Annotated in this window: 21 protein-coding genes and 2 pseudogenes; 11 read left to right on the top strand and 12 right to left on the bottom strand. The window is 67.5% G+C overall.

Translation table 11 applies throughout. The features are described 5' to 3' along the window. The first annotated feature begins 4 nt into the window (after positions 1-4). Together AB0M01_RS08360 and AB0M01_RS08355 are read left to right on the top strand one after the other, a co-directional pair. Positions 5-184: a hypothetical protein gene (locus AB0M01_RS08360; RefSeq protein ID WP_363666900.1), complete on the top strand. Its 180-nt coding sequence runs from the start codon at positions 5-7 to the stop codon at positions 182-184. Further along, positions 181-969, top strand: coding sequence for a tetratricopeptide repeat protein (locus AB0M01_RS08355; protein WP_363666899.1), 789 nt, complete (start codon positions 181-183; stop codon positions 967-969). Before AB0M01_RS08360 ends, AB0M01_RS08355 begins: the two co-directional genes overlap by 4 nt. Before the next feature lie 21 nt (positions 970-990). Here the strand turns inward: AB0M01_RS08355 and AB0M01_RS08350 are convergent, their stop codons facing one another. From AB0M01_RS08350 to AB0M01_RS08335, 4 genes and pseudogenes are all read right to left on the bottom strand, one after another. Continuing rightward, on the bottom strand, positions 991-1,638 hold the full coding sequence (locus AB0M01_RS08350; RefSeq protein WP_363666897.1) for a helix-turn-helix domain-containing protein: 648 nt from the start codon (positions 1,636-1,638) through the stop codon (positions 991-993). A gap of 37 nt (positions 1,639-1,675) precedes the next feature. Then, the gene (locus AB0M01_RS08345) at positions 1,676-2,782 is read right to left on the bottom strand and encodes a glycosyltransferase (protein WP_363666895.1); all 1,107 of its coding nucleotides are present in this window, start codon (positions 2,780-2,782) and stop codon (positions 1,676-1,678) included. A 369-nt stretch (positions 2,783-3,151) separates the two neighbouring features. Continuing rightward, complete coding sequence (locus AB0M01_RS08340) at positions 3,152-3,370, bottom strand: hypothetical protein (RefSeq protein ID WP_363666893.1); 219 nt, start codon at positions 3,368-3,370, stop codon at positions 3,152-3,154. A gap of 215 nt (positions 3,371-3,585) precedes the next feature. Further along, positions 3,586-3,741 (bottom strand): annotated as a pseudogene (locus tag AB0M01_RS08335) (RNA polymerase subunit sigma-70); the annotation flags it as partial. A 688-nt stretch (positions 3,742-4,429) separates the two neighbouring features. Between AB0M01_RS08335 and AB0M01_RS08330 the strand changes: the two are divergent. The 6 genes from AB0M01_RS08330 to AB0M01_RS08305 all read left to right on the top strand — a co-directional run bounded on the left by AB0M01_RS08330 (position 4,430) and on the right by AB0M01_RS08305 (position 9,629). Continuing rightward, the gene (locus AB0M01_RS08330) at positions 4,430-5,212 is read left to right on the top strand and encodes a hypothetical protein (protein ID WP_363666891.1); all 783 of its coding nucleotides are present in this window, start codon (positions 4,430-4,432) and stop codon (positions 5,210-5,212) included. A 273-nt stretch (positions 5,213-5,485) separates the two neighbouring features. Beyond that, positions 5,486-6,265: an SDR family oxidoreductase gene (locus AB0M01_RS08325; protein WP_363666889.1), complete on the top strand. Its 780-nt coding sequence runs from the start codon at positions 5,486-5,488 to the stop codon at positions 6,263-6,265. 144 nt (positions 6,266-6,409) lie between these two features. Further along, positions 6,410-6,739 (top strand): hypothetical protein, encoded by a 330-nt coding sequence (locus tag AB0M01_RS08320; RefSeq protein ID WP_363666887.1) that lies wholly within the window; start codon positions 6,410-6,412, stop codon positions 6,737-6,739. Positions 6,740-7,023: 284 nt separating this feature from the next. Next, positions 7,024-8,112, top strand: coding sequence for a toprim domain-containing protein (locus AB0M01_RS08315; RefSeq protein WP_363666885.1), 1,089 nt, complete (start codon positions 7,024-7,026; stop codon positions 8,110-8,112). 64 nt (positions 8,113-8,176) lie between these two features. Continuing rightward, positions 8,177-8,704, top strand: coding sequence for a DUF6404 family protein (locus AB0M01_RS08310; RefSeq protein WP_363666883.1), 528 nt, complete (start codon positions 8,177-8,179; stop codon positions 8,702-8,704). Between the two features lie 175 nt (positions 8,705-8,879). Continuing rightward, positions 8,880-9,629, top strand: coding sequence for a hypothetical protein (locus AB0M01_RS08305; protein WP_363666881.1), 750 nt, complete (start codon positions 8,880-8,882; stop codon positions 9,627-9,629). A 400-nt stretch (positions 9,630-10,029) separates the two neighbouring features. Here AB0M01_RS08305 and AB0M01_RS08300 read toward each other — a convergent pair whose 3' ends face one another. Both AB0M01_RS08300 and AB0M01_RS08295 read right to left on the bottom strand, forming a co-directional pair. Next, on the bottom strand, positions 10,030-11,190 hold the full coding sequence (locus AB0M01_RS08300) for a PrsW family intramembrane metalloprotease (protein ID WP_363666879.1): 1,161 nt from the start codon (positions 11,188-11,190) through the stop codon (positions 10,030-10,032). Continuing rightward, positions 11,187-11,822 carry a hypothetical protein gene (locus AB0M01_RS08295; protein WP_363666877.1) on the bottom strand — a complete coding sequence of 212 codons (636 nt, stop codon included), beginning with the start codon at positions 11,820-11,822 and terminating at the stop codon, positions 11,187-11,189. The genes AB0M01_RS08300 and AB0M01_RS08295 overlap by 4 nt, the downstream gene beginning before the upstream one ends. Positions 11,823-11,987: 165 nt before the next feature. On the opposite strand from AB0M01_RS08295, the gene AB0M01_RS08290 reads away from it, so the two are divergent. The 3 genes and pseudogenes from AB0M01_RS08290 (at position 11,988) to AB0M01_RS08280 (ending at position 12,811) form a co-directional block, all read left to right on the top strand. Continuing rightward, on the top strand, positions 11,988-12,194 hold the full coding sequence (locus AB0M01_RS08290; protein ID WP_363666875.1) for a hypothetical protein: 207 nt from the start codon (positions 11,988-11,990) through the stop codon (positions 12,192-12,194). A gap of 89 nt (positions 12,195-12,283) precedes the next feature. After that, positions 12,284-12,472: pseudogene (locus AB0M01_RS08285) on the top strand (DUF6404 family protein); the annotation flags it as partial. 129 nt (positions 12,473-12,601) lie between these two features. Then, positions 12,602-12,811, top strand: coding sequence for a hypothetical protein (locus AB0M01_RS08280; RefSeq protein WP_363668108.1), 210 nt, complete (start codon positions 12,602-12,604; stop codon positions 12,809-12,811). A 7-nt stretch (positions 12,812-12,818) separates the two neighbouring features. Here AB0M01_RS08280 and AB0M01_RS08275 read toward each other — a convergent pair whose 3' ends face one another. The 6 genes from AB0M01_RS08275 to AB0M01_RS08250 form a co-directional block, all read right to left on the bottom strand. Beyond that, positions 12,819-13,625, bottom strand: coding sequence for a GNAT family N-acetyltransferase (locus AB0M01_RS08275; RefSeq protein ID WP_363666873.1), 807 nt, complete (start codon positions 13,623-13,625; stop codon positions 12,819-12,821). 84 nt (positions 13,626-13,709) lie between these two features. Then, entirely contained in the window at positions 13,710-16,160 is a 2,451-nt protein-coding gene (locus AB0M01_RS08270) for a DUF4132 domain-containing protein (RefSeq protein WP_363666871.1), read from the bottom strand. A 2-nt stretch (positions 16,161-16,162) separates the two neighbouring features. Further along, complete coding sequence (locus AB0M01_RS08265) at positions 16,163-16,534, bottom strand: hypothetical protein (RefSeq protein WP_363666869.1); 372 nt, start codon at positions 16,532-16,534, stop codon at positions 16,163-16,165. Between the two features lie 101 nt (positions 16,535-16,635). Further along, positions 16,636-17,493: a class I SAM-dependent methyltransferase gene (locus tag AB0M01_RS08260; protein ID WP_363666867.1), complete on the bottom strand. Its 858-nt coding sequence runs from the start codon at positions 17,491-17,493 to the stop codon at positions 16,636-16,638. Then, positions 17,483-18,010: a dihydrofolate reductase family protein gene (locus AB0M01_RS08255; RefSeq protein WP_363666865.1), complete on the bottom strand. Its 528-nt coding sequence runs from the start codon at positions 18,008-18,010 to the stop codon at positions 17,483-17,485. The genes AB0M01_RS08260 and AB0M01_RS08255 overlap by 11 nt, the downstream gene beginning before the upstream one ends. A gap of 132 nt (positions 18,011-18,142) precedes the next feature. After that, positions 18,143-18,583, bottom strand: a complete 441-nt coding sequence (locus tag AB0M01_RS08250) for a hypothetical protein (RefSeq protein ID WP_363666863.1) — start codon at positions 18,581-18,583, stop codon at positions 18,143-18,145. Positions 18,584-18,615 lie beyond the last annotated feature (32 nt).

Raw genomic sequence — 18,615 nt, 5'->3', positions numbered from 1 at the left:
GGCGATGACTCGCAAGGTTGCGTGGCGGAGGATCTGTGCCGGCCTGTTTGCGGTTCTCGGGCTGGCCGGCGGCGTGTCTGCAGCGGTCCTGGTACCGGATGCCGTGCAGGTCGACCGGACGGTGTCAGCCGACCCGGTCGGTAGTTCTTCGACGAACCACAACGAGGTGCTGCTCCAGCTGTGAGTCGCTTGATCGAGGGGAGGGATCTGCGACGAGCCGGCCGGTACCGTGAGGCGACCGCCGTACTGCGCGAGGTGCTGGAGCGGGCAGTGGCCGGAATCGAGTCGGTGGCAGCACTGAATGAGCTGGGCATCGTCATGAAGTACACGGGAGATCTGGACGAGGCCCAGCGGCTGTACGAAGAGGCTGTGCGCATCCTCGACGCTCACCGCCTTCGCGAGAGCGCCCAGGCAGCTGATCTCCTGCACAACCTCGCCGGCCTGGCGCACTCGCGACGTGAACTCGAAGCGGCCGAGGCGCTCGCCCGCGCGGGGATCCGCGTCCGCTTGCGCCTGCGACCGGCGGACTCGCTCACCGTCTCGCGGGATCGTGCGGCGTTTGCCGCGATCCTCGTCGATGCCGGTCGGCCAAGCGAAGCTGTCGAGGTGCTGAACGAGGTACGCGAGGTCTATGTGTCCATCTACGGTCCGGTGCACCACGAGATCGCGGTGGTGCTGCACAATCTGGGAAGCGCTCATGCGGTGCTCGGCGACTACGACGCAGCCGCGGACTGTCTTCAGGAGGCCGTGGCCATGAAGGAGCGCGTGCTCGGCGGAACGCATCCGGAGATTGCGACCACGCTGCACAACCTCGCGTGCGTCCAGCTGGCGCACGCTCGAAGACAGCCCGCCTCGGCCAATCTCGAGCGATGCGTCGCGATCCTGGCCTCGACGGTGAACCCCGATCACCCGACGCTCGTGTCCGCGCGCCGCAGACTGGATGCGATCAGGCTCCGCGGACCAAGGTGAACGCAGTCCGCAGGGTCGCTGTCACGGAGCCAGAAGTTGGCGCACCAGGGAATCCTGAAGCCAGACTTCGAACTGCTCGGGTGTCCAGCGCCGCTCGAGGACGAGCCGCGCGTAGACGATCGGGTCGCCGTGCAGCCACATGATGTCGATCGCCTGCTCCGGCGGCAGTCCGGCGCGAAGTGCTCCCAGGCGCTGGAGATGCGGCACCAGCGAACCTGCTGTGAAGCTCCAGCGCTGAGTTTCCCATTCGTCGAGCAGAGTCTGTGCGGCCGGGTCGACGCCGGCGGCGGAGATCAGAACTCTGTGCAGCCCGGCGACCCGCTTGTTGATATCGGTGAGGATTCGGGCCCAGCCCGCCAGAAAGGTCTCTGGATCGGACAGCCGCATCGTCGCTGCGATCTCGGGACGCTCGGCGAGCGGGACAGGTTCGTCATCTCCGACCAGAGACCAGTCGAGCGCCAGCTTGAGCAGGTCGACCTTGCCGCCCCCCGACGTGAAGACGGTCTTGCGGCTGACCCCTGCCTCCTCGGCGACCGCGTCGATCGTGGCCTGCCCCCAGCCCCGCTCGACGAACAGCCGCGCCGCTGCGGCGACGATCGCCTGCTGCGTACGGCGGGCCTGATCGGCCCGCAAGGTCGAGGTGTAGGTGCGCTTGACGGGTGCCGCCATTTTTAGGTGACCGATAGTAGAGTCATAGCTCGCATGGTTACATTAAAGACCACGGCGTGACCGTTCGCCAGGCAGCGATGACGTCGCTCGGGGTCGGCATCACGTGGATCTCGGTGCGCACAGCACGTGCCGCATCGGCGTACTGGGGTTCACGGAGCAGCTTCTCCATCGCTTCGGTGATGGCGAGCGGGTTCGGCTCGTTGCTGTCGACAACCAACCCGACGCCTGCCCGCTGTACGGCCGCTGCGTTGTCGAACTGGTCGGCGCCCTGAGGCATCACCAGTTGTGGCAGGCCATGGGCCAGTGCGCCCAGAACGATGCCGGCTCCGCCCTGGGAGACAACCGCTGTGCAGCGGGGCAGTAGGAGTGCGTGGGGGAGGTACCGCTCCACCACAACGTTCGCGGGTTGGGAGCCGAAGTCGGCGGGGTCGACACCGGGCCCGACGGTGACGATGAGGTTGGCCGCGAGCTCGCGCAAACCCGCGATGGCTGCTGCGAGCACGCCCGGCCTGCGTTGGTGGAAGACGGTCCCGAGAGTGAGATGGATGTTCGCTTCGTACGGGAGATCCTCCAGTACCGCAGGAAGCCGCTCGCCCGGCGCCGGCTCGCCCAACGCCGGGCGCACGGACATGAGCTTCGGATCGGGCAGCCCCACCGGGCGCAGAGATGGCGGACAGACCGACAGGTGCAATGAGGTGCGGTAAACCTCGGCCAGGTGGGGGAGACCCCAGGTCGCCCCGAGCCGATCGACTTCTGACGTGACCGCCTCGGTGCTGCCGGCCGCGGCGATACCGAGACCATGCACCAGCAGAGGCGTCGCATCCCGGGCCGCAGCGACGACACCACCGAACTCCAGCTCTTCGGAGATCACGAGATCCGGGCGCCAGCGGTCAGCTAGCTTGAGCAGGTCGGCCGCACGCAGCGCACCCGTACGCCGGAAGAACGCCAACGACGTAGGCATTCCAGCCTCGTCGGCTGTAGGGCCAACCCCCCAGCATTCGAGACCACGTTCGGAGACGTGGTCGGCGAAGTCGGCGCCGGTTGCGAAGCGAACCTCGTGCCCGGCGCGCTCGGCGGCCACCGCGAGCGGCAGCACGGTGTTGACGTGGCCGAAGAACGGTCCGGCCGTGAAGAGAACGCGCATCGAGGTGTTCCTTTGCGGTCAGGAGGCAGGGACATGCTGGTCAACGCATCACCTCAGGAGTACGCCCGAAGCCTGACCACCGGATCAAGGGACCCACACAGCGGCCCAGCTCGCCCCGTCGAAGTGCAAGGCCAGTGGACTCTCCTCCCCTGCGGATGTCCTGCGGTGACAGAGCCAGGATCCCTTCTGGATCGCCGGCCGCGGTCATCAGCGGATCGTTGAGTTGTTCCATTCCAGCCTTCACCGTCCGGGCCGACTGCTACCGCCTCCAGGACCTGGGCGGGGCTGGGGACCGGAACCGGCGTCCAGACGGGCGGAGCTTCGACGGCCTGTGCAGTGCCGATGGCCCCGACACCGCTCGCGGCGCCGCTACTTCGTGGGCGCCGGAACGCAGTAGGGCGCATCGGCATCGATGCGAGTGCCTATGAGCACGCTCAACGCGGAGGCCGGATCGGCCGTCGCGTGCGGCAAGCCGACCATCACCTGCTGACTAGTAGGAATCTCGGCGGCCCGCACGAGGAGCACCGGCTTGCCGTCGTCAGTGGAGATGCGGTCGGCCCCGCCGCTGCTGAACGTCGGCGTGTGCATGGGTGCGGGCTCCGGCTTCGGTTGGCAAGCAGGGTCTCCGGCCAGCACCCGGCTGGGAACGCCTGCCTTGTCCAGATCCTTTTGGAGTCCGGTCAGGTCGAGCTTGCCGGTTTGGATCGGTGATCTGCAGCTTCACCAGACCGTCGGCGGAACGCTGCACCGTGTACCACGCCGCGACGACTCGCAGCGACGAGTCGGAGGATCAGCTGGACGTGTCAGGCCCACCGGTTTCCCCGGTTGCTGTCGATGCCCCACCCGTGGTTCCCGGGAGGTGCTGTTCCCCCGAGCAGTGCGGTCGCCGCGGGGCTGACCCGCCGGCGTGCCCGCGACAGCCGGGAGCGCACGGTGCCCACCGGCACTCCGAGTGCCTCGGCAGCGGCGGACTATCCCAATCCGCCCCAGACACAAGCCACAGTACTTCGCGATCGGCCCGCGGCAACCTGTCGAGCTCTCGCCGGACCGCCTCGATCCACAGCTGATCGTCGATCCGCCCGAGCGCGTCATCGGCGAAGTCAGGCACGACTCCAGGGGCCGGTATCCGCTCCGTCAGTCGGTGCTGCCGCCCCGCGACGCGGCGCCGTCGATGCAGCACAGAGGTGGCAATGCCCAACAGCCACGGCAACAGGCTGCCGCCCTTGCCTCTCCACCTTCTTTCTCAGTCGCCAGGCCTCCAGAACACCAAAGACGTGCAGTCCTCGTCCACCGACCAGTCGCCGATCGCCCGGAAGCAAAAGTTGTGGACCGCCCAGTGATGCTGCCGAAACAGCTCACGGAAGGTGTCTTCATCACCGGATAGCACACGGCCGCGGAAACCTGGTTCCATCCACCGTCCTGCCATCCAGCCAGGGATGGGTTCCCTGTGACTTGCACACCAGAGTTGCGGCGCAGTGAGACGCGCCTGCCGGTCTCGGTGCCGTAACGGCGCTGACCCTCGGATCGGTTCGTACCGGCCGGCAATCAAGGCCACGCCGAGGCGGCGAACCGATCCCGGGCAGAGCGTCGTACTTCGTAGGGAGACGACGAGGGTCGCAGGTTCCGCCGGTCGCGATGGAGGTGTCGATGAAGCCCTTTCGAGTGGCGTTGGTAGGGACCAGTGGTGCCGGGAAGTCGACGACCGCGGGGCTTCTGCGTGATTGGACAGGCTGGATGGTGCTGTCCGGTCTGCGGAGCCACGAATCGGTGACGGGTCCGTTGTGGGATCTTTCGCTGAGCCTGGAAGCAGCTTCGGCGCTCGCCAACAGGTGCGGCAGCGCCGACTTGAAGCTCCTGACCTTTTATCTGAAGCTGTGCATGTTCGGCCCCATGGAGAGGTTCTGCGCGGACGCGTACGCACCCGAGGTCGTGATCGTCGACCAGCATCCGTTGGTCGACGCGGCAGTTGATCTGCCGGCGTTGGGCCGCCGGGCGACCTTCGGCGACCTGCGACCGTTCCTGACCATGATCGATGCGGTCGGGCGACCGCTGATCGTTGCGTGGGCAGAGGCTCAGGCCCGAAGGCTCGGACGTTCGTTGCAGCCTCGGGACTTCGTCATCGAACTCGCACGGCTGAGTTCACTCCGGCATGAGGATCGGCTCCAGTCGCTCCAGAACCTGCTGAACTGCGAGCTACCGGATCTCATCGTCCACCTGAACCTCGCAACTGACACGGCCAGGCGCCCGGCCGAGGAGCGCGATAGCACAGGAGGCCGGCGCCCCGTGGCCGACCCCGAGCAGCGCGCACGGTACTCGGACCTCCTGTCCCACCTCGACCTGACGCCAGTCGTTCGAATCGATGTGGACACCAGATCCCCCGACGAGATCGCCTCACTCGCCTTGCAGGCGATCCGCGCAGCCAAGGGCTAGGCGTTCGGCGCTGTGAGGAAACACCGCAGCGATGGGTCCGAGGATCAGCTGTGTGCGTCAGCGGCCTGTCGAAGCATGGGCGAAAGCGTGCGCTGAGGGCACGAAAAAGCCGAGGACATTGACGTGACCTGGGCTGCTGTGCGCCGCCATGGACTCGAACGTCCGAGGCCGTGATCCGCCGGCGGATCTCTCCGCGTACTGATCTCCGTCAGTTGATGGCGCGAGCGCTCCGGCTTGCCGCCACAAAGTCACCCTGTAGGAGATGAAATCTGCATGAGCTCACAGGCACCGATCCCGTTTTCGCATCCATTGCCGCAGGCTCTGGCCGATCGAACCGTTCTCATCCTCGGCGGCAGCTCAGGCGTTGGCAAGGCGACGGGCCAGATGTTGCGGAGTGTCGGCGCTCGGGTCGTGCTGGTCGCACGTGACGCTGATCGTCTGGCTGCGGCTGCCACTGACGTGCGGGCTGTTGGCGACTCCGCGGATGCGGTCGTGACGGCTACAGCTGACGTCACCGACGAGAAGGAGCTGCAGCGGGTTGTGGACGGCATCGACAAACTCGATCATGTCCTGGTGACCGCTGCTTCCGTCACCTTCGGATCGCTTTTCGACGACAACGGCCGTGGCGACGAGTCCCTGACCACGCGCTTCCAGACCGGTTGGAACGCCGCTCGTGTGGCTGTGCCGCGACTCCCCGCGGGTGGGTCGCTGACGTTCATGTCCGGTGACATGATCAACCGCCCTCAGCCTGGGGGTTCGATGCTGTCGGCAGGGGCCGGCGCAATCGAAGCACTCACCAGAGCGCTGGCCGTTGAGCTGGCACCGCGTCGGGTGAGGGTGAATGCGATCCGGCTCGGCTCAACCGACACTCCGCTGATCCGCGGCTTCCTCGGAGAGAATGCCGACGCCGCTGTCACCGCGATGGGCGCGGCTCTACCGCTCGGACGACTCGGCACCGCAGCAGAGGCCGCGTCGGCAGCGATCTTCTTGATGTGCAACTTCAACACGACAGGTTCGACGCTTTCTGTCGACGGAGGGCAGACCCTGGTGTGAGTGTGTGCGAGGTGCATACGGAGCCATCGGGCCGGCGCCTGATCTCCGAATGCGCCTGGTGCTGAATGTTGACGTCGAGCAGCTGATCGACGTCAACCTGATCACACCCGAGCGAGGCCCACTGCCGGGGTTGCTCCTCAAACGGTGCAGATTGTTGCCGAGGTCATCAGCAGCCATCCGCTGTCCGGCCGTCACCAGTTGTCGTTCTCCGTACGGCGCGCCGCCCTGTCGCGTGACTTGTACCGGCGGTGCCGCAGCTCCGAGGATCGCGTTGCGCAGCACCAGGGCGAGATCGCGCTGGCGCTGATCCGGTCCGGGCAGTTGACCTATCGCGAAGTCGCCGAGGTGATGGAGCTTCCGGAGTGGACCGTGGCGGCAATGCTGCGCGCCGTCCTGGTGTCGGGAAGCCCTCGTCGAACGGGCCGGCATCTGGCCGTGAACGCATCCTCGGCGGCCGGGCGCGGGTTCAGCTGAGCTACGTCGTCGGGCCCATCCGAACCGTCGGTGGCCTCGAACAAGCAATGTCGCTCGTGGTCTGATGATCCTGCGAGCGGCCCCGGTCGTGGTCGTGGAGTTCTGACACGAGGCTCGGCGGCCGCGACCGGTAGATGGCCTCCTTCAGCGGCCTGGCCCGTTTCGCTTTTGGGGTCAAGGCAGGACTCCTGGATTCAGGAATCCCGGTTCTCCGGGGTGACTCCATGTCGGACGTTGGTAGCCGGCGCCGTCGCGGCGCTTTGTCGGCTGCAAAGGACGGACGTATGGATCGCTTCAAAGCGCCGGTCACCACTGCGGGGCGGATGATCGAAGCCCACGCGGAGGCGGTCCGGTTCTATCGCGGTGAGCTGCTCATGAGGCGAAACCACTGGGCGAAGGCTCACCTTCAGGTTCGTGGCCTCGGGCAGGTGCTGGAGCCGGGGTCTCGGTGGAAGGTGGGGTACGCGCCGGAGGCGTGGTCGCATCTCATCGAGCACATGCGGGAGAAGGGATTCGAGGACCTCGAGCTGGTCGAGTCCGGGTTGGCCGTTCTCACACGTAACGGCTACCTGATCGACCGGTTCCGCGATCGGATCATGTTCGCCCAACACGGGATCGATCTCGCGCCGGTCGGGTTCATCGGCCGGGGCCGCGGCAGTGGGCACACCAAGTACCTCAATACCGAGACGACCAAGGTCTACCGGAAGTCGGAGGTTCTTGTTGGTGTTGCCGAGCAGGCGCTCCAGTTGGAGCAAGGGGCAGTGCCCGTGGTTGTTGAGGGATCGCTCGACGCGATCGCTGTAGGGCTGGCCTGCACGCGGGATCTGCGCTGGGCCGGAATCAGTCTGAGCGGAACGGCCATTTCTTCGGTGCAGGCTCGCTTTCTCCGGACGTATGCCAGTTCCGACACTGTGATCGTTGGGCTCGACGGTGACCGGGCGGGACGGACAGCGGCGGTTCGAAGTCTTGAGACGTTGTCTACGGAGTTCCCTCACGTTCTGGTCGCAGACCTGCCCTCTGGTGAGGACCCTGCCTCGTTGCTCCGACTTGCCAACGGCCGAGGCCAGCTCCGCAGTGAGCTGACATCCACCCGCCCGTTGGTCAGCTTGGCGATTGAGCTCGAGCTCGGCCGGTGGAAGCGAGTCCTCGACCACCTGAGCGGCCGGGTGGGTGCGTTGCGTGCCGTTGCACCGCTGGTGCGGAAAATGCCCGCAGGGTTGGTCGCGAACGAGGTCGCGCGGCTCGCGAGCATCCTCGACCTCGATGCGGTCACGGTGACTCGCGAGGTTCTCGAACTCCGCGAGCGGCGGCGCCCGCTTGGGTTCCGGACGGCAGCCGCCGCCGAGTTGGAGCCCCAGACGCCGGGGCTGTAGGTGAGAAGCTGCAACCTTGGTCCAAGACCGTGTGAGGTGTCCTCGCGCGGGTCACCGTAGAGCCGTGAGAACCTCCCTTCGTGACGCACCCGCCTGGCAGGTCGCAATTGTCAGCGGCATTCTCTTCGGAGTCCTGTTCGGCCTTGGCCTTCGAATCCTTGGACGCGAAACCTGGACCGCCGCGCTGGTGGCCGCGGCTTTCACCGGACCGGCGTTCGGCTCGTGCATGGCTGCCATCCATCGCCGCGAACGGCGTCTGTTCAAAGAAGCCGACTTCACGAATCTGACGAAGGAGCAGTTGCGGGCAGCGCAGAAGGCAGCTTGGCGCGGACCGGTCCCTTCGGATCCGATGATCCGGACGGCGGCAACTCAACTCGCACGAGTGCAGCTCTTGAGAGTGGGCTCTCGGTGGCTTCAGGTGATGGCTGCCTTGCTGCTGGTCGTCGACCTGCTGAGCACGGTGCTGAGCATCATCGACGGCGACAGTTGGCGGCAGACGCTTGGGAGCGCTTGCGGGGCAGTTCTCTTCGGATCGTTCTTGGTCTACCCCCGAACACTGCGCCGGCGCATCTCGGTGCTTTCCGCGGGCTGATCCGCCGATCGCACGTTCCTGCAATTCCCGTGGCGCTCTTGACGCCCGTCGCATGGGGCTGATCGTTCGGTGGCATTTCCAGGATTCCTGGAGCCGATGATCCAGGTTCTTCGAGTCCGCTTCGATCGCGAGATTTGACCTTGTCAGTAGGTCATGTATCGCGATGGGAGCAAGGATGTCTGTCGAACTTGAGCAGCTTCTGAAGGTTTTGGTCGAGTCTGGGTGGGCGGCCGGTCCGGCGGATCGGTTGGCGCGGGGGATCGAGGAGCGGATCGTTGCCTCGGTCCCGAGCCGAGCGAAGTCCGCGTTGGGGTCCGAGGAGGCGGCGCAGAGGGCTCGGGTGATCGCGTGGGAGCGGTGTAGAAGCCTGGCGGTGAGCCGGCCGGCGGGTGGTGCGACGCGGGGGTACCTGGCGAACGTGGTCCGGTGGCGGCTGACGGATGCCGTACGGGCCGAGGCGCTGCGGCGTGAGCGGCACCCGGTAGTCCAGGTCGTTCCTGATCGGATGGATGAGCGGCGGCCGGCGTACCTGGGCCGGTATTTGGATCTGATCGCCGCGGAGCTCGAGCTTGCTGGGATGCCGTCGCGGACGGCCCGCCGGTTGATCGTGCTGAGCGCAGAGGGGCAACGGCTCGACAGGTCGGCCATCCGGGCGCGGCTGCAGCAAGCGGGACTTCCGCTGAGTCAGGCCGAGGGGATGGCGTGGCTGCTGCGCGGGGGCGCGGCGAATCCGTCGGCGCTGGCACGGCTGGCGAACGGCCAACGGCCTGACGAGGTGTTCCAGGACCGCGTGGTCCGGCGGTGGCTGCGGGCGGCGGCCGGGCTCGATCTGGCGTTCACCGGCGGCCGCAAGGGGACCACGAGCGTGATCGACCAGTTCTCGATCGCTGATTCACCGGGGCCGGGGCTGGCCCGTACGGCGTAGTGCAAACCGCCGATCGCTCAGCCGTTGAGATTCGCATGACGACTTCTGCGTCCCGACGTACTCACTGGCTTGGTGATGGCGGTGTCTCGGGGTGGTGACCACGCCGGCTCGTTGGCTGTGTGCGGTTCAGGCAGAGCCGTGCGGAGTTCGCAGGTCAGCGTGGTCTGGAGGGGCGGCGCCGGCGGTAGTGGACGCCGGATACGACGCACGGCCGGTGATCGGCTGACATCAGCGTCCCGATGTCGCGGTGCGGGGGGACGAAGCGACTGGTTCGTACGCTGGTCAACGAGGCGACGAATCGGCGGAGTGAGCTCACCGGAGTGGAGTTGCCTGCCGGCATTCATCTCAAACGTCGCTGGCCGCGGGTGATTGGTGCCGGGCCGGTAGACAGACAGCACCGTCAGTCGGGCGTGCGCAGGCGGAGTAGTTCGTTGCGGGCGTGGGTGACGGCGGGGGACTCGTTGCCGCCCGAGAGGGCCAGTTCGCGCGACAGGTCTGAGGCGGCTTCCAATAGGTGGCGGGCGGTTTTGCGGCTGTGCACGTGCTTGCGGTACGCCTTGCGGTCCTTGTGGAGTCCGCTGACGGCGTTGAGCAGTGGTGGGTCGATCGCGCCGGTTTCGAGTTCGGGGGTGAGCAGGGCTCGTGTCCAGACTCGTTCCGTGCGGGCGGCGTGCCGTAGTACGTAGAAGAGTGTGGCCAGTTCGATGATCGCGATCGCGAACGGGAGTACGGCGGTCGCCCAGGTCCCGCCGCTGAGACCGGCCATGTCGTCCCAGGCGAAGTGGAAGGTCATTGCGGTGAGCATGGTCAGTACGCCGCGGACGACGTTGCGCTCGCCGCGGGTGCGGCCGAGGACCCACATCAGGCCGGCGCAGAAGATCGCGCTGAACAACGCGTGCGAGACGATCCCCGCGGCGCCGCGGACCAGGAACACCTGCAGTGAGGTTCCGAACTGGTCGACGCCGTACTGCTGGGCGGCGCCGTTGTAGACGTACAGCACGTCCTCGAACACCTGGAAGCCCAGGCCGATGAACGCGCCGATGATGAACCCGTCGTACGCGCTCCGCACGAGCCGCGGCGCGAGACCGATCAGCAGCACGAGGCCGAGCGCCTTGCCCCACTCCTCGTTGATCGGGGCGGTGAGCCCGGCGGCCCAGTCCGCGGCGAACGCCGGGCCGCCGATCTTGGTCCAGATCTCGATGAGCGCGCCGTTGGCCGGGAGGGCGATCCAGAACGTCGCGGCGATCCCGCCCCAGGCGAACCCGGTCGCGAGGAGCCCGGCGGGCTGGGCGGTGAAGCGGTTGTGGTGGCGGAGCAGCAGCAGCCACGGGATCAGGTACAACCCGAACAGCAGGACGCCGCCGGCCAGGGCGCGCGAGTAGAAGGTGCCCCCGGCACCGAAGTACTTGAGCATCGTGAGAGCGCCGCCGCCGATGCCGAGCAGATAGACCCAGAAGGCCAGGTTGTGCGGCTGCAGGAACCGGAATGGTTGCCCCCAGCCCGATTCCTCGATCGCGGCGAGCTGCTCGGTCCGGGCCTCGGAAACAGTCGTGTCGCTCATCGGGCCGCTCCCGGCGTGATGCTGCGCAGCAGGGCCGCGACCTCGTCCTGGTAGTGCTCGAACTGGCCGGCCGCCGTACGGATCCGGACGAGCAGGGCCGGTGCCGCCGCGACTGCTTCGGCGCTGCCGACCGCCATCTTGAACGCGGCGTCCACCTCGTCGTCGCCGCTGGCCGTCGTCCTGGTCTGCACGACTCCGACGAGTCCCGCGCCGGTGGTCAGGGTCCCGCGATCACCGCTCATCCCCGGCCGGTCACCGTCGGCCCGCTCGACCTGGTCGAGGAACGCGTCCGCGCTTCCGTCGTACGACGTACCGTTCAGCTCGATCGTCGCACCACCGCTGGCCAGTGTGACCTGCAGGCTCGTCGCGCTCCCGCCGGTCAGCGTCCCGCTCTCGAGCTGCCACCCGACCGGCGGCACGGCGGTCGCGCCGCCGCCCAGCTCGAGCACCTGCCCGGCCTTGATCTCGTTGTGCCACGGGATCGCCGAGTTGAGCGCGGGCAGCCCGTAGATCAGCACCAGCGCGATCGCCAGCACGATCAGCGCGGGTCTGAACGTCCGACGGTCGAGCCCGAACAGCCGGTGCTCGACCGGAACCCACCCTCGCGGCACGGACTTTGCTTCCACGGCCATCGAGGCTCCTTCCGCAACGGCCGGACGGTTCGCAGAACGCCGGCCCCATCGACAGGGAGTCAGGGGAGGCCCGGCGGGAGCCGGGGCCGTCGACTCTACGCCGCCTCCGCCCGGCAGGCAGCGATCGGCACAACTTTCGTCAGCCCCGGTCGGTAGATTCGGTGAATGCGTACTGAAGAGACGGAAGATCGTGAGCGACGCAGGCTGCGGCTGCTGTTGATCGCCGGCATCACTGCGGTCGTGCTGACCCTGGTCTCGCTCGTCGTCGCGATCCTCGATCCGGGCTGGCAGAACTGGCTGAGAACCGCTGCTCTGCTGGCGACCTCCCTCAGCTGCTTGCTGAACTACCGCAAGAGCCGGCCAACGCGATAGCTGCCGCGGTTGTCTGCTGACAATGGGAGAAGCTGCAAAATCGGCCGGTGGCCGTGTGAGGTGCTCTCGCCTGGGTCACTTGTACTGCCGTGAGAACCTCCCTTCGTGACGCACCCGTCTGGGTGGTCGCCCTTGTCAGCGGCGTTCTGTTCGGAGTTCTTTTCGGTGCCGGTCTCCGAGTCTTCGAGGGTGGGACCTGGACTGCCGCGCTGGTGGCCGCCGCCTTCACCGGGCCTGCGTTCGGGCTGTGCATGGCTCTCATCCACCGCCGGGAGCGGCGTCTTCTCAACCAAGCGGACTTCACGAACCTGGCGAAGGAGCAACTGCGGGCAGCGCAGAAGGCTTCCTGGCGGGGGCCGGTTCCCTCGGACCCGGTGGTTCGAGCCGCGGCGGCTGACCTCGCGCGAATGCAGCTCGGACGGGTGGACACCAGGTGGTTTCGGCTGGCCGCGGTCCTGCTGCTTGTAGTCGAGCTGCTGAGCACAGTGCTGCACATCATCGACGGCGACAGCTGGCCGCGGACGCTGCTGACTGCGTGCGGGGCCGTCCTGTTCGGATCGTTCTTGGTGTACCCGCGGAGATTGCGTCGACGCCTCGAGGCACTGTCGGACAGCTGAAAATCGGTCAGGAGAGTCGCCAGATCTGCGGGGTGCGCTCTGCCAGGGGTTCGAAACCCAACCGGAGCATGTTGGCCAGCGATGGGTTGTGCTGACCGGGGGCGGGTTTGTACGAGCCGGTGGTGACCAGATCGCAGCCTTGGGCGAAAGCGTCCGCGGTACGGCGGGTGAGCAGCGCCGACTGTGCGCCTCTTCCCCGGTACGCCGGGTGGGTGGCGCCGCTGCGCAGCCGGCCGACGCCGTTCACGATATGCAGGGAGCCGGTGGCGACCATCGTGTCGCCGTCCCAGGCGGCGTACGCGGTGGTGCCGGGCCAGTCGGGGTACGCCGCGAGCATGGCGCGGAAGCCGGCGTCGGGCATCCCGTACGCGTCCACCTGCAGCTGCGCCCAGGCCTCGGCGTGCTGCGGCCCGATCGGCGCGATGCGGAAGTCGGATGGCGCCTGCTCGACCGGTCCGGCCGTGCGCGCGACCTGGACCGTGGTCTGGCCGGCGGTGATTCCGTACGACGTGGCGATGGCGTCCCAGTCCGGCGGCAGCGCGCCCGGCATGATGCTCAGCGCGGCCGTCGTACAGCCGGCGGCCTCCAGGTGGTCCAGGACCTCGCCGATCACCGCCGAGGTCACCGGGCGGTCGAGGCCGAAGCCGATGGCCTGGGACCAGAACGACAAGGTGTCGCGGGGTGCCGCGAGAGCCACGACCGACCCGAATCGGCGGCGCGTCAGCCCCAGCAGCGCCGGGCCGGGGCCGGAGATGTCGCCGAAACTCCAGACCAGCTCGGTCTCGGCGCGTTCGATCCGCTCGATCAGCTCCACGCCGCCATCATGCCGGAGCCGCCACTTCCCAAGGCGGCCCGGGCGCTTCCTCCAGATGAACGAGGACCTGACCCGTGAGCAGATTCAGCGGCGGTTGATCTGGCTGGTGATCGTCGGGTCCTTGATAGCGGTGTCGGCGGCGAGCAGGAACGCCTTGCTGAGGATGAGGCTGAGCACCGGGTCGTCGTCGAACGGCAGGAAGAGCTTCTGGGACTGTCCGTTGCGGGCGGCGACGATGCACAGGTACTGGTCGTTGGGTGACATCAGGATGTTGCCGCTGCCGAGATGGATGCGGTAGGTGCGGAGGTCCCCGCGCACCGTGAGGTAGCGGTCGTCGAGCTCGCACCGGTCGGCGATGGCCAGGCGTGGGACGAGTTGCGAGAGGATGTCGCGGCGGATCTGCCCGGCCGCGGACAGTTCGCCGAAGCCGTACGTGTGCCAGTACGTGTCGAACTGGCGCTGCGTGCCGCGGTCGAGCCACTCCGGGTCCGCGCCGATCGAGGTGACCCCGATGAACAGGTCGACATCGCGCAGGGCCTCGGTGAGGACGAGCGGCGGTACGTCGGCCAGCGCGATCGTCTCGTCGCTGGTGGCGTCGACGAACCGGAGTTGGTCGCTGGTGCAGTACGGGTAGAGATCGCCGGCCGTTGGTTCCTGCTCGAGAATCGGGTCGTAGTAGAACTCGGCGCGGATCCCGGCCGGGTCGAACGTTCGCCGGGCGACGCCCTGGTAGACGCCGTCGTCCCACCACGCGACGGCGACCGGTGCCCAGCCTCGCCCCTTCATCAGGGCGCGGGCCTGAACCTGCCCGAAGACGTGGCCGGCGAACCGGTTCGAGTACTCCCGGGTCTGTTCCTCGGCCGGTGTGAGCAAGTAGATCTCACGGAACGCCTGCTTGAAGGGCTGAATGATCTGCTGGTCGAGCAGGTACTGCCGCCAGCCCCGGACCTCGTCGCCGGTCGCGTGGACGGGATGCCACAGCCGCGCTCGCGCCTCCGGCGGAATCCCCACGTGCTGCCCGGAAACCGTGATCGCGGTCGTGCTGTCCAGCGGCAGGCCGACCACCACCGGCGCGTCCTCGGTTTCGAAGACCCACACGAGAGTCCGTGCCAGTCGGCCGGTGATCGGGTGGTCGAGGTACCAGGTGCGCCACTCGTCGAGCGGCCAGCTGCGCTCGAGGGACATCAAGCCGTCCAGCCGGACCCGCTCGCCGGCGATCGTCTTCCGGACGGCTTTGAGGTCGTTGCGGATCGCACCGAGTACGACGGCGTCGGACTGCTTCACGTCAGCGGGGACGGACTTGCGTGCCGTGCCCCTCTCGTCGACGTACAGCAGGACCGCGGCTCGTCCGTCCACGACGATCCGGGCGGATCCCCTCGACAGCGAATGCGTACGAGTGCCGTCCGATTCGAGGTCGTGCGCCTCGACCGCGCGCTCCAGCAACTGGTCCCGCGTCATGCCCTGCGCGGAGGCCAGCGCGTCGATGGCTTTCCGGACCTGCTTCAGCAACGTCCCATGCCGGACCGACCGCTCGAGCGCGAGCAACTCGGTGATCGACGCCGGGGCGCCGATGTCCGCCATCGCCTGCGTCGACAGGTTGGCCAGCCGCAGGCTGCGTGGGTTGCCGAACTGCCCACCGATCACCGCGACGGTCTTGATCGCGAGGCGGCGCAGCCGCGGCAGCAGCGCTGGGTCGTGCAGGAGTCCGGCAGCCGCGGCGGTGCCGCCGAGGAATCCTTCGTTGCTGCTGGTGATGTAGCGCGGGTAGGTGTGGGTGCGGTTGTTGTGGCTGTACGACGCCTCGCTGTCCTCGGCGTCGAGGGCCGCGTCGAGGAGAGCACCGATCAGCTCCGCGGGCCGCGTCAGCCGGCCGATGATGTGTTCGGTCGCGGTGAGCCACTTCTTCGAAGGCCGGCCTTTGGTCGGGTACGCCGCCAGGAGGTCGAGCGTTCTCGCGAGCAGGTCGACCTGCTCGTCTGCCTGCTCGAAGGCGGCAATCAGTCGCGGACCGATGGCATCGCCGGTGTCGATCAGATCGAGCCGGAGGCCGTCGGTAGTGCTGACGAGCTGCCGAAGCCGGGTGGCGGTGGCCGCGTCCTGCGCCCTGTCGACCGCTTGCCGGAGGAGAGGCTCGAGTCGTGCCTGCTCCGCCGCGGTCAAGGTGGGGAAGGTGTGTTCGATCTGGCGGCTGACGGCACGGAGCGCCTCGCTGCTCCACCAGGAGTGGACGCGATCGGAGACGCCCAGGCGCAGCGTCAGCAGCCGGTCGAGGTCGTCCGCCGAGAACGTGACGCGTTTGCGCGCGATGATCGAGATCAAGGCGACCCAGTGGTGGCTGTCGACCCGCTCGGAGGCCTTCAGGATGCACTCACGGCGTACGGCGTCCGGAGCCTGGGTGATGGCCCGAAGCTGCGGGAACGTCCGCGCGTCGGGGTCCCCGATCCACGATCGGCCCTGCAGCGCGCGCAGCGCCGCGTCCAGCAGCGACGCCACATCGTCGCTGCGGTCTGGCGCGGTGTCACTTGCCTGGTCCACGATCAGCCTCCGACCAGCTGCACGAGCCGGACGAAACGGATGTCGGAGTCGGCGGTCAACGCGAGCTGCTCGTCGAGATCGGTCACCTGCCGGTCGTCGATGAGCACGAAGAAGCCGTTGCGCCCGAACGCCTCGATCGCACGATCGGCCTGCTGCTCACAGTCGAGGCGCCGCTGCTTCGGCAGCCGGAACCCCGCCGCGGTCGGCAGCGCGCCTTCGGGCATCACCAGTCCCTGGAACACTTCCTGCGGTACGGCGTTGAAGCGCGCCACCTCGTCCCGTACGCGCGTTCGCACCAGGTCGCGAAGCGTGATGCCGCTGGCCACACCTTCGAGGAGCGTCGTCGCACCGACCCGCCCCGCCCCCCGACACATCGATGATCTTCACGGTGATCGACATCGCGGCAGCATATTCACCCAGCCGCTCACTTCGCGCCGATGAACTCAGCAGTTGCAACTTGCTGCAAACGGGTTGCTCACGCGACCCTCGTGCCGAGGAGGGCTCGTACCGGGACCTGTTCGACGTACGGGCGGTGGGGATGAAGCACTTCCCGGAGCTCAGCGGCGATCTGGGGACGCTCGTCGGGTGGGGGAAGGCGGTCGACCGGGAGGGCGCTGTAGATCCCGCCGAGCAGGTGGTCGAAGTCGAGCTCGTCGGCGTAGTCGAGCTCGATCTTGCTGACCTCGAAGCCGTTGGCTGTCAGGCTTTCGCGATAGAGCTGTTGCGTTGCGTCGTCGGTGCCGCAGCTGTCGGTGGGACGGGTGCCGAACCAGTCGGACAGCCAATCGCGTAGTGCGCGTGACCAGTCCGAGTCTTGCAACCACAGCGGGATGCCGTTGGCCACGACCATGATCCCGCCTCCAGGACGCAGGAGTGGTCCGACCGCGGCGAAGAGCGATTCGTGGTCCATCCAGTGCAGGGCTTGTCCGATCGTCACAGCACCAACTGATTGTTCGCCCAACAGCGATCGCAGCAGCAGGAGGTCGGAGTCGCTGCCGACCATCCATGCCACGTTCGCGACGCCCTGGTCCTGGGCGGCTGAGCGGGCGTGGGCCAGCATGTCCGGTTCGGGATCGACCCCCACCACGGCCCGGACCTGCGGGGCGATCGGTGTCGCCAGTTGCCCTGTGCCACAACCGAGATCGATCACGAGATCGTCGCCTGTCAACGAGAACGCGTCGACGCACGCGCCGATCAACTCCGGCGGGTAGCCGCGGCGGTATCGGTGGTACAGCTCAGCAACCTCGCCGCCGAATCCCAGATCCATCGTCTCAGAATGCCTGCCCGCGCCGCTGATTTGAGGGGTTTCTGCCACCGGCAGATCAGACAGCACGGGCTACGGACTCTGGGGTTGCGTCCGCCCGAGGCAGGACCCGGTACGTCGTCTGCACCATTCCCCCGCCGAGCACCTCGGTCCGGACATGCTCGAGCTCGATGTCGGCCGACAACGGCCCGAACAGTGGGGCGCCTTGCCCGATCAGCACCGGCACCCGGGACAAGGTCAGCTCGGTGATGAGCCCTGCCTCCAGGAACGCGCGCGTCGTACGTCCACCGTCGACGTACACACGTCGGTGGCCGGCCTCGGACAAGACGTCCACCGCGGCTGCGACGTCGCGGTGCACGGTGATCCGGGGATCGACATCGGCGGGCAGCGTGCTGCTGAGCACGTGCACCGGACGGCCGAGGTACGGCCAGTCGTCCTGGTCGGCGATCGCCTGGTACGTGCTGCGACCCATCAGCAGCGCGTCCACGCTCTCCATGAACGGGGTGAAGCCGGCATCGCCCGCGGCCTCGCCCCGGCTGACGAGCCAGGACAGATCTCCGTCCGGGCGAGCGATGAAGTCGTCCACGCTCAGACCCAGAAAAACGCATCCTTCGAACCGGGGAGAGGTTTCCATGCCGGCCACCTTGTCACGGACCACCGACAAAAGCCCTGGCCCGGCCCAATCGGTTGCTCATAGCAATGACCTGGAGTCGGATCGCTACTTCGTACCGGCGGTGAGGTTGACGACGGCGAACGTCCATCGGGTGCCGGCAGTCCCGCCCGCGAACACGGTGATCGACCTTGGTCCGTCCGCGAGCAGCATCCGGTTGGTCATGCCGTCACAGGGAGCGAACCACGGGCGGCTGCCCTGCATGTCCTGGAGCTCGACATGGACGGCTCCGCCGCGGCAGCGGGTGTACAGCGCATAGTTGCGCCCGACCTTGACCTCCGACGAACGATTCACGGCATCGCGGTCGCTGTAGGTGAGGACCACCTGCTCGGTCGGCGGCAGGTTCAGCGAGACGTCGTCCGGCGTCGCGGACGGCGACGGGCTGGTCGACGCCTGCTCGGTCACCGTCGGCTTGTCGGCCTGTCCACAGCCGCCGAGCATCGTGAGCAGGACCAACGCGGCAGCTGATCCGAAGGTCGGGTTGCGCATGAGACTCCCTTGTGTGCCAGGCGTCGGAGCCT

Source organism: Kribbella sp. NPDC051770 (assembly GCF_040681455.1).
Classification (GTDB): domain Bacteria; phylum Actinomycetota; class Actinomycetes; order Propionibacteriales; family Kribbellaceae; genus Kribbella.
This window is presented reverse-complemented; position numbering and strand designations above follow the sequence as displayed.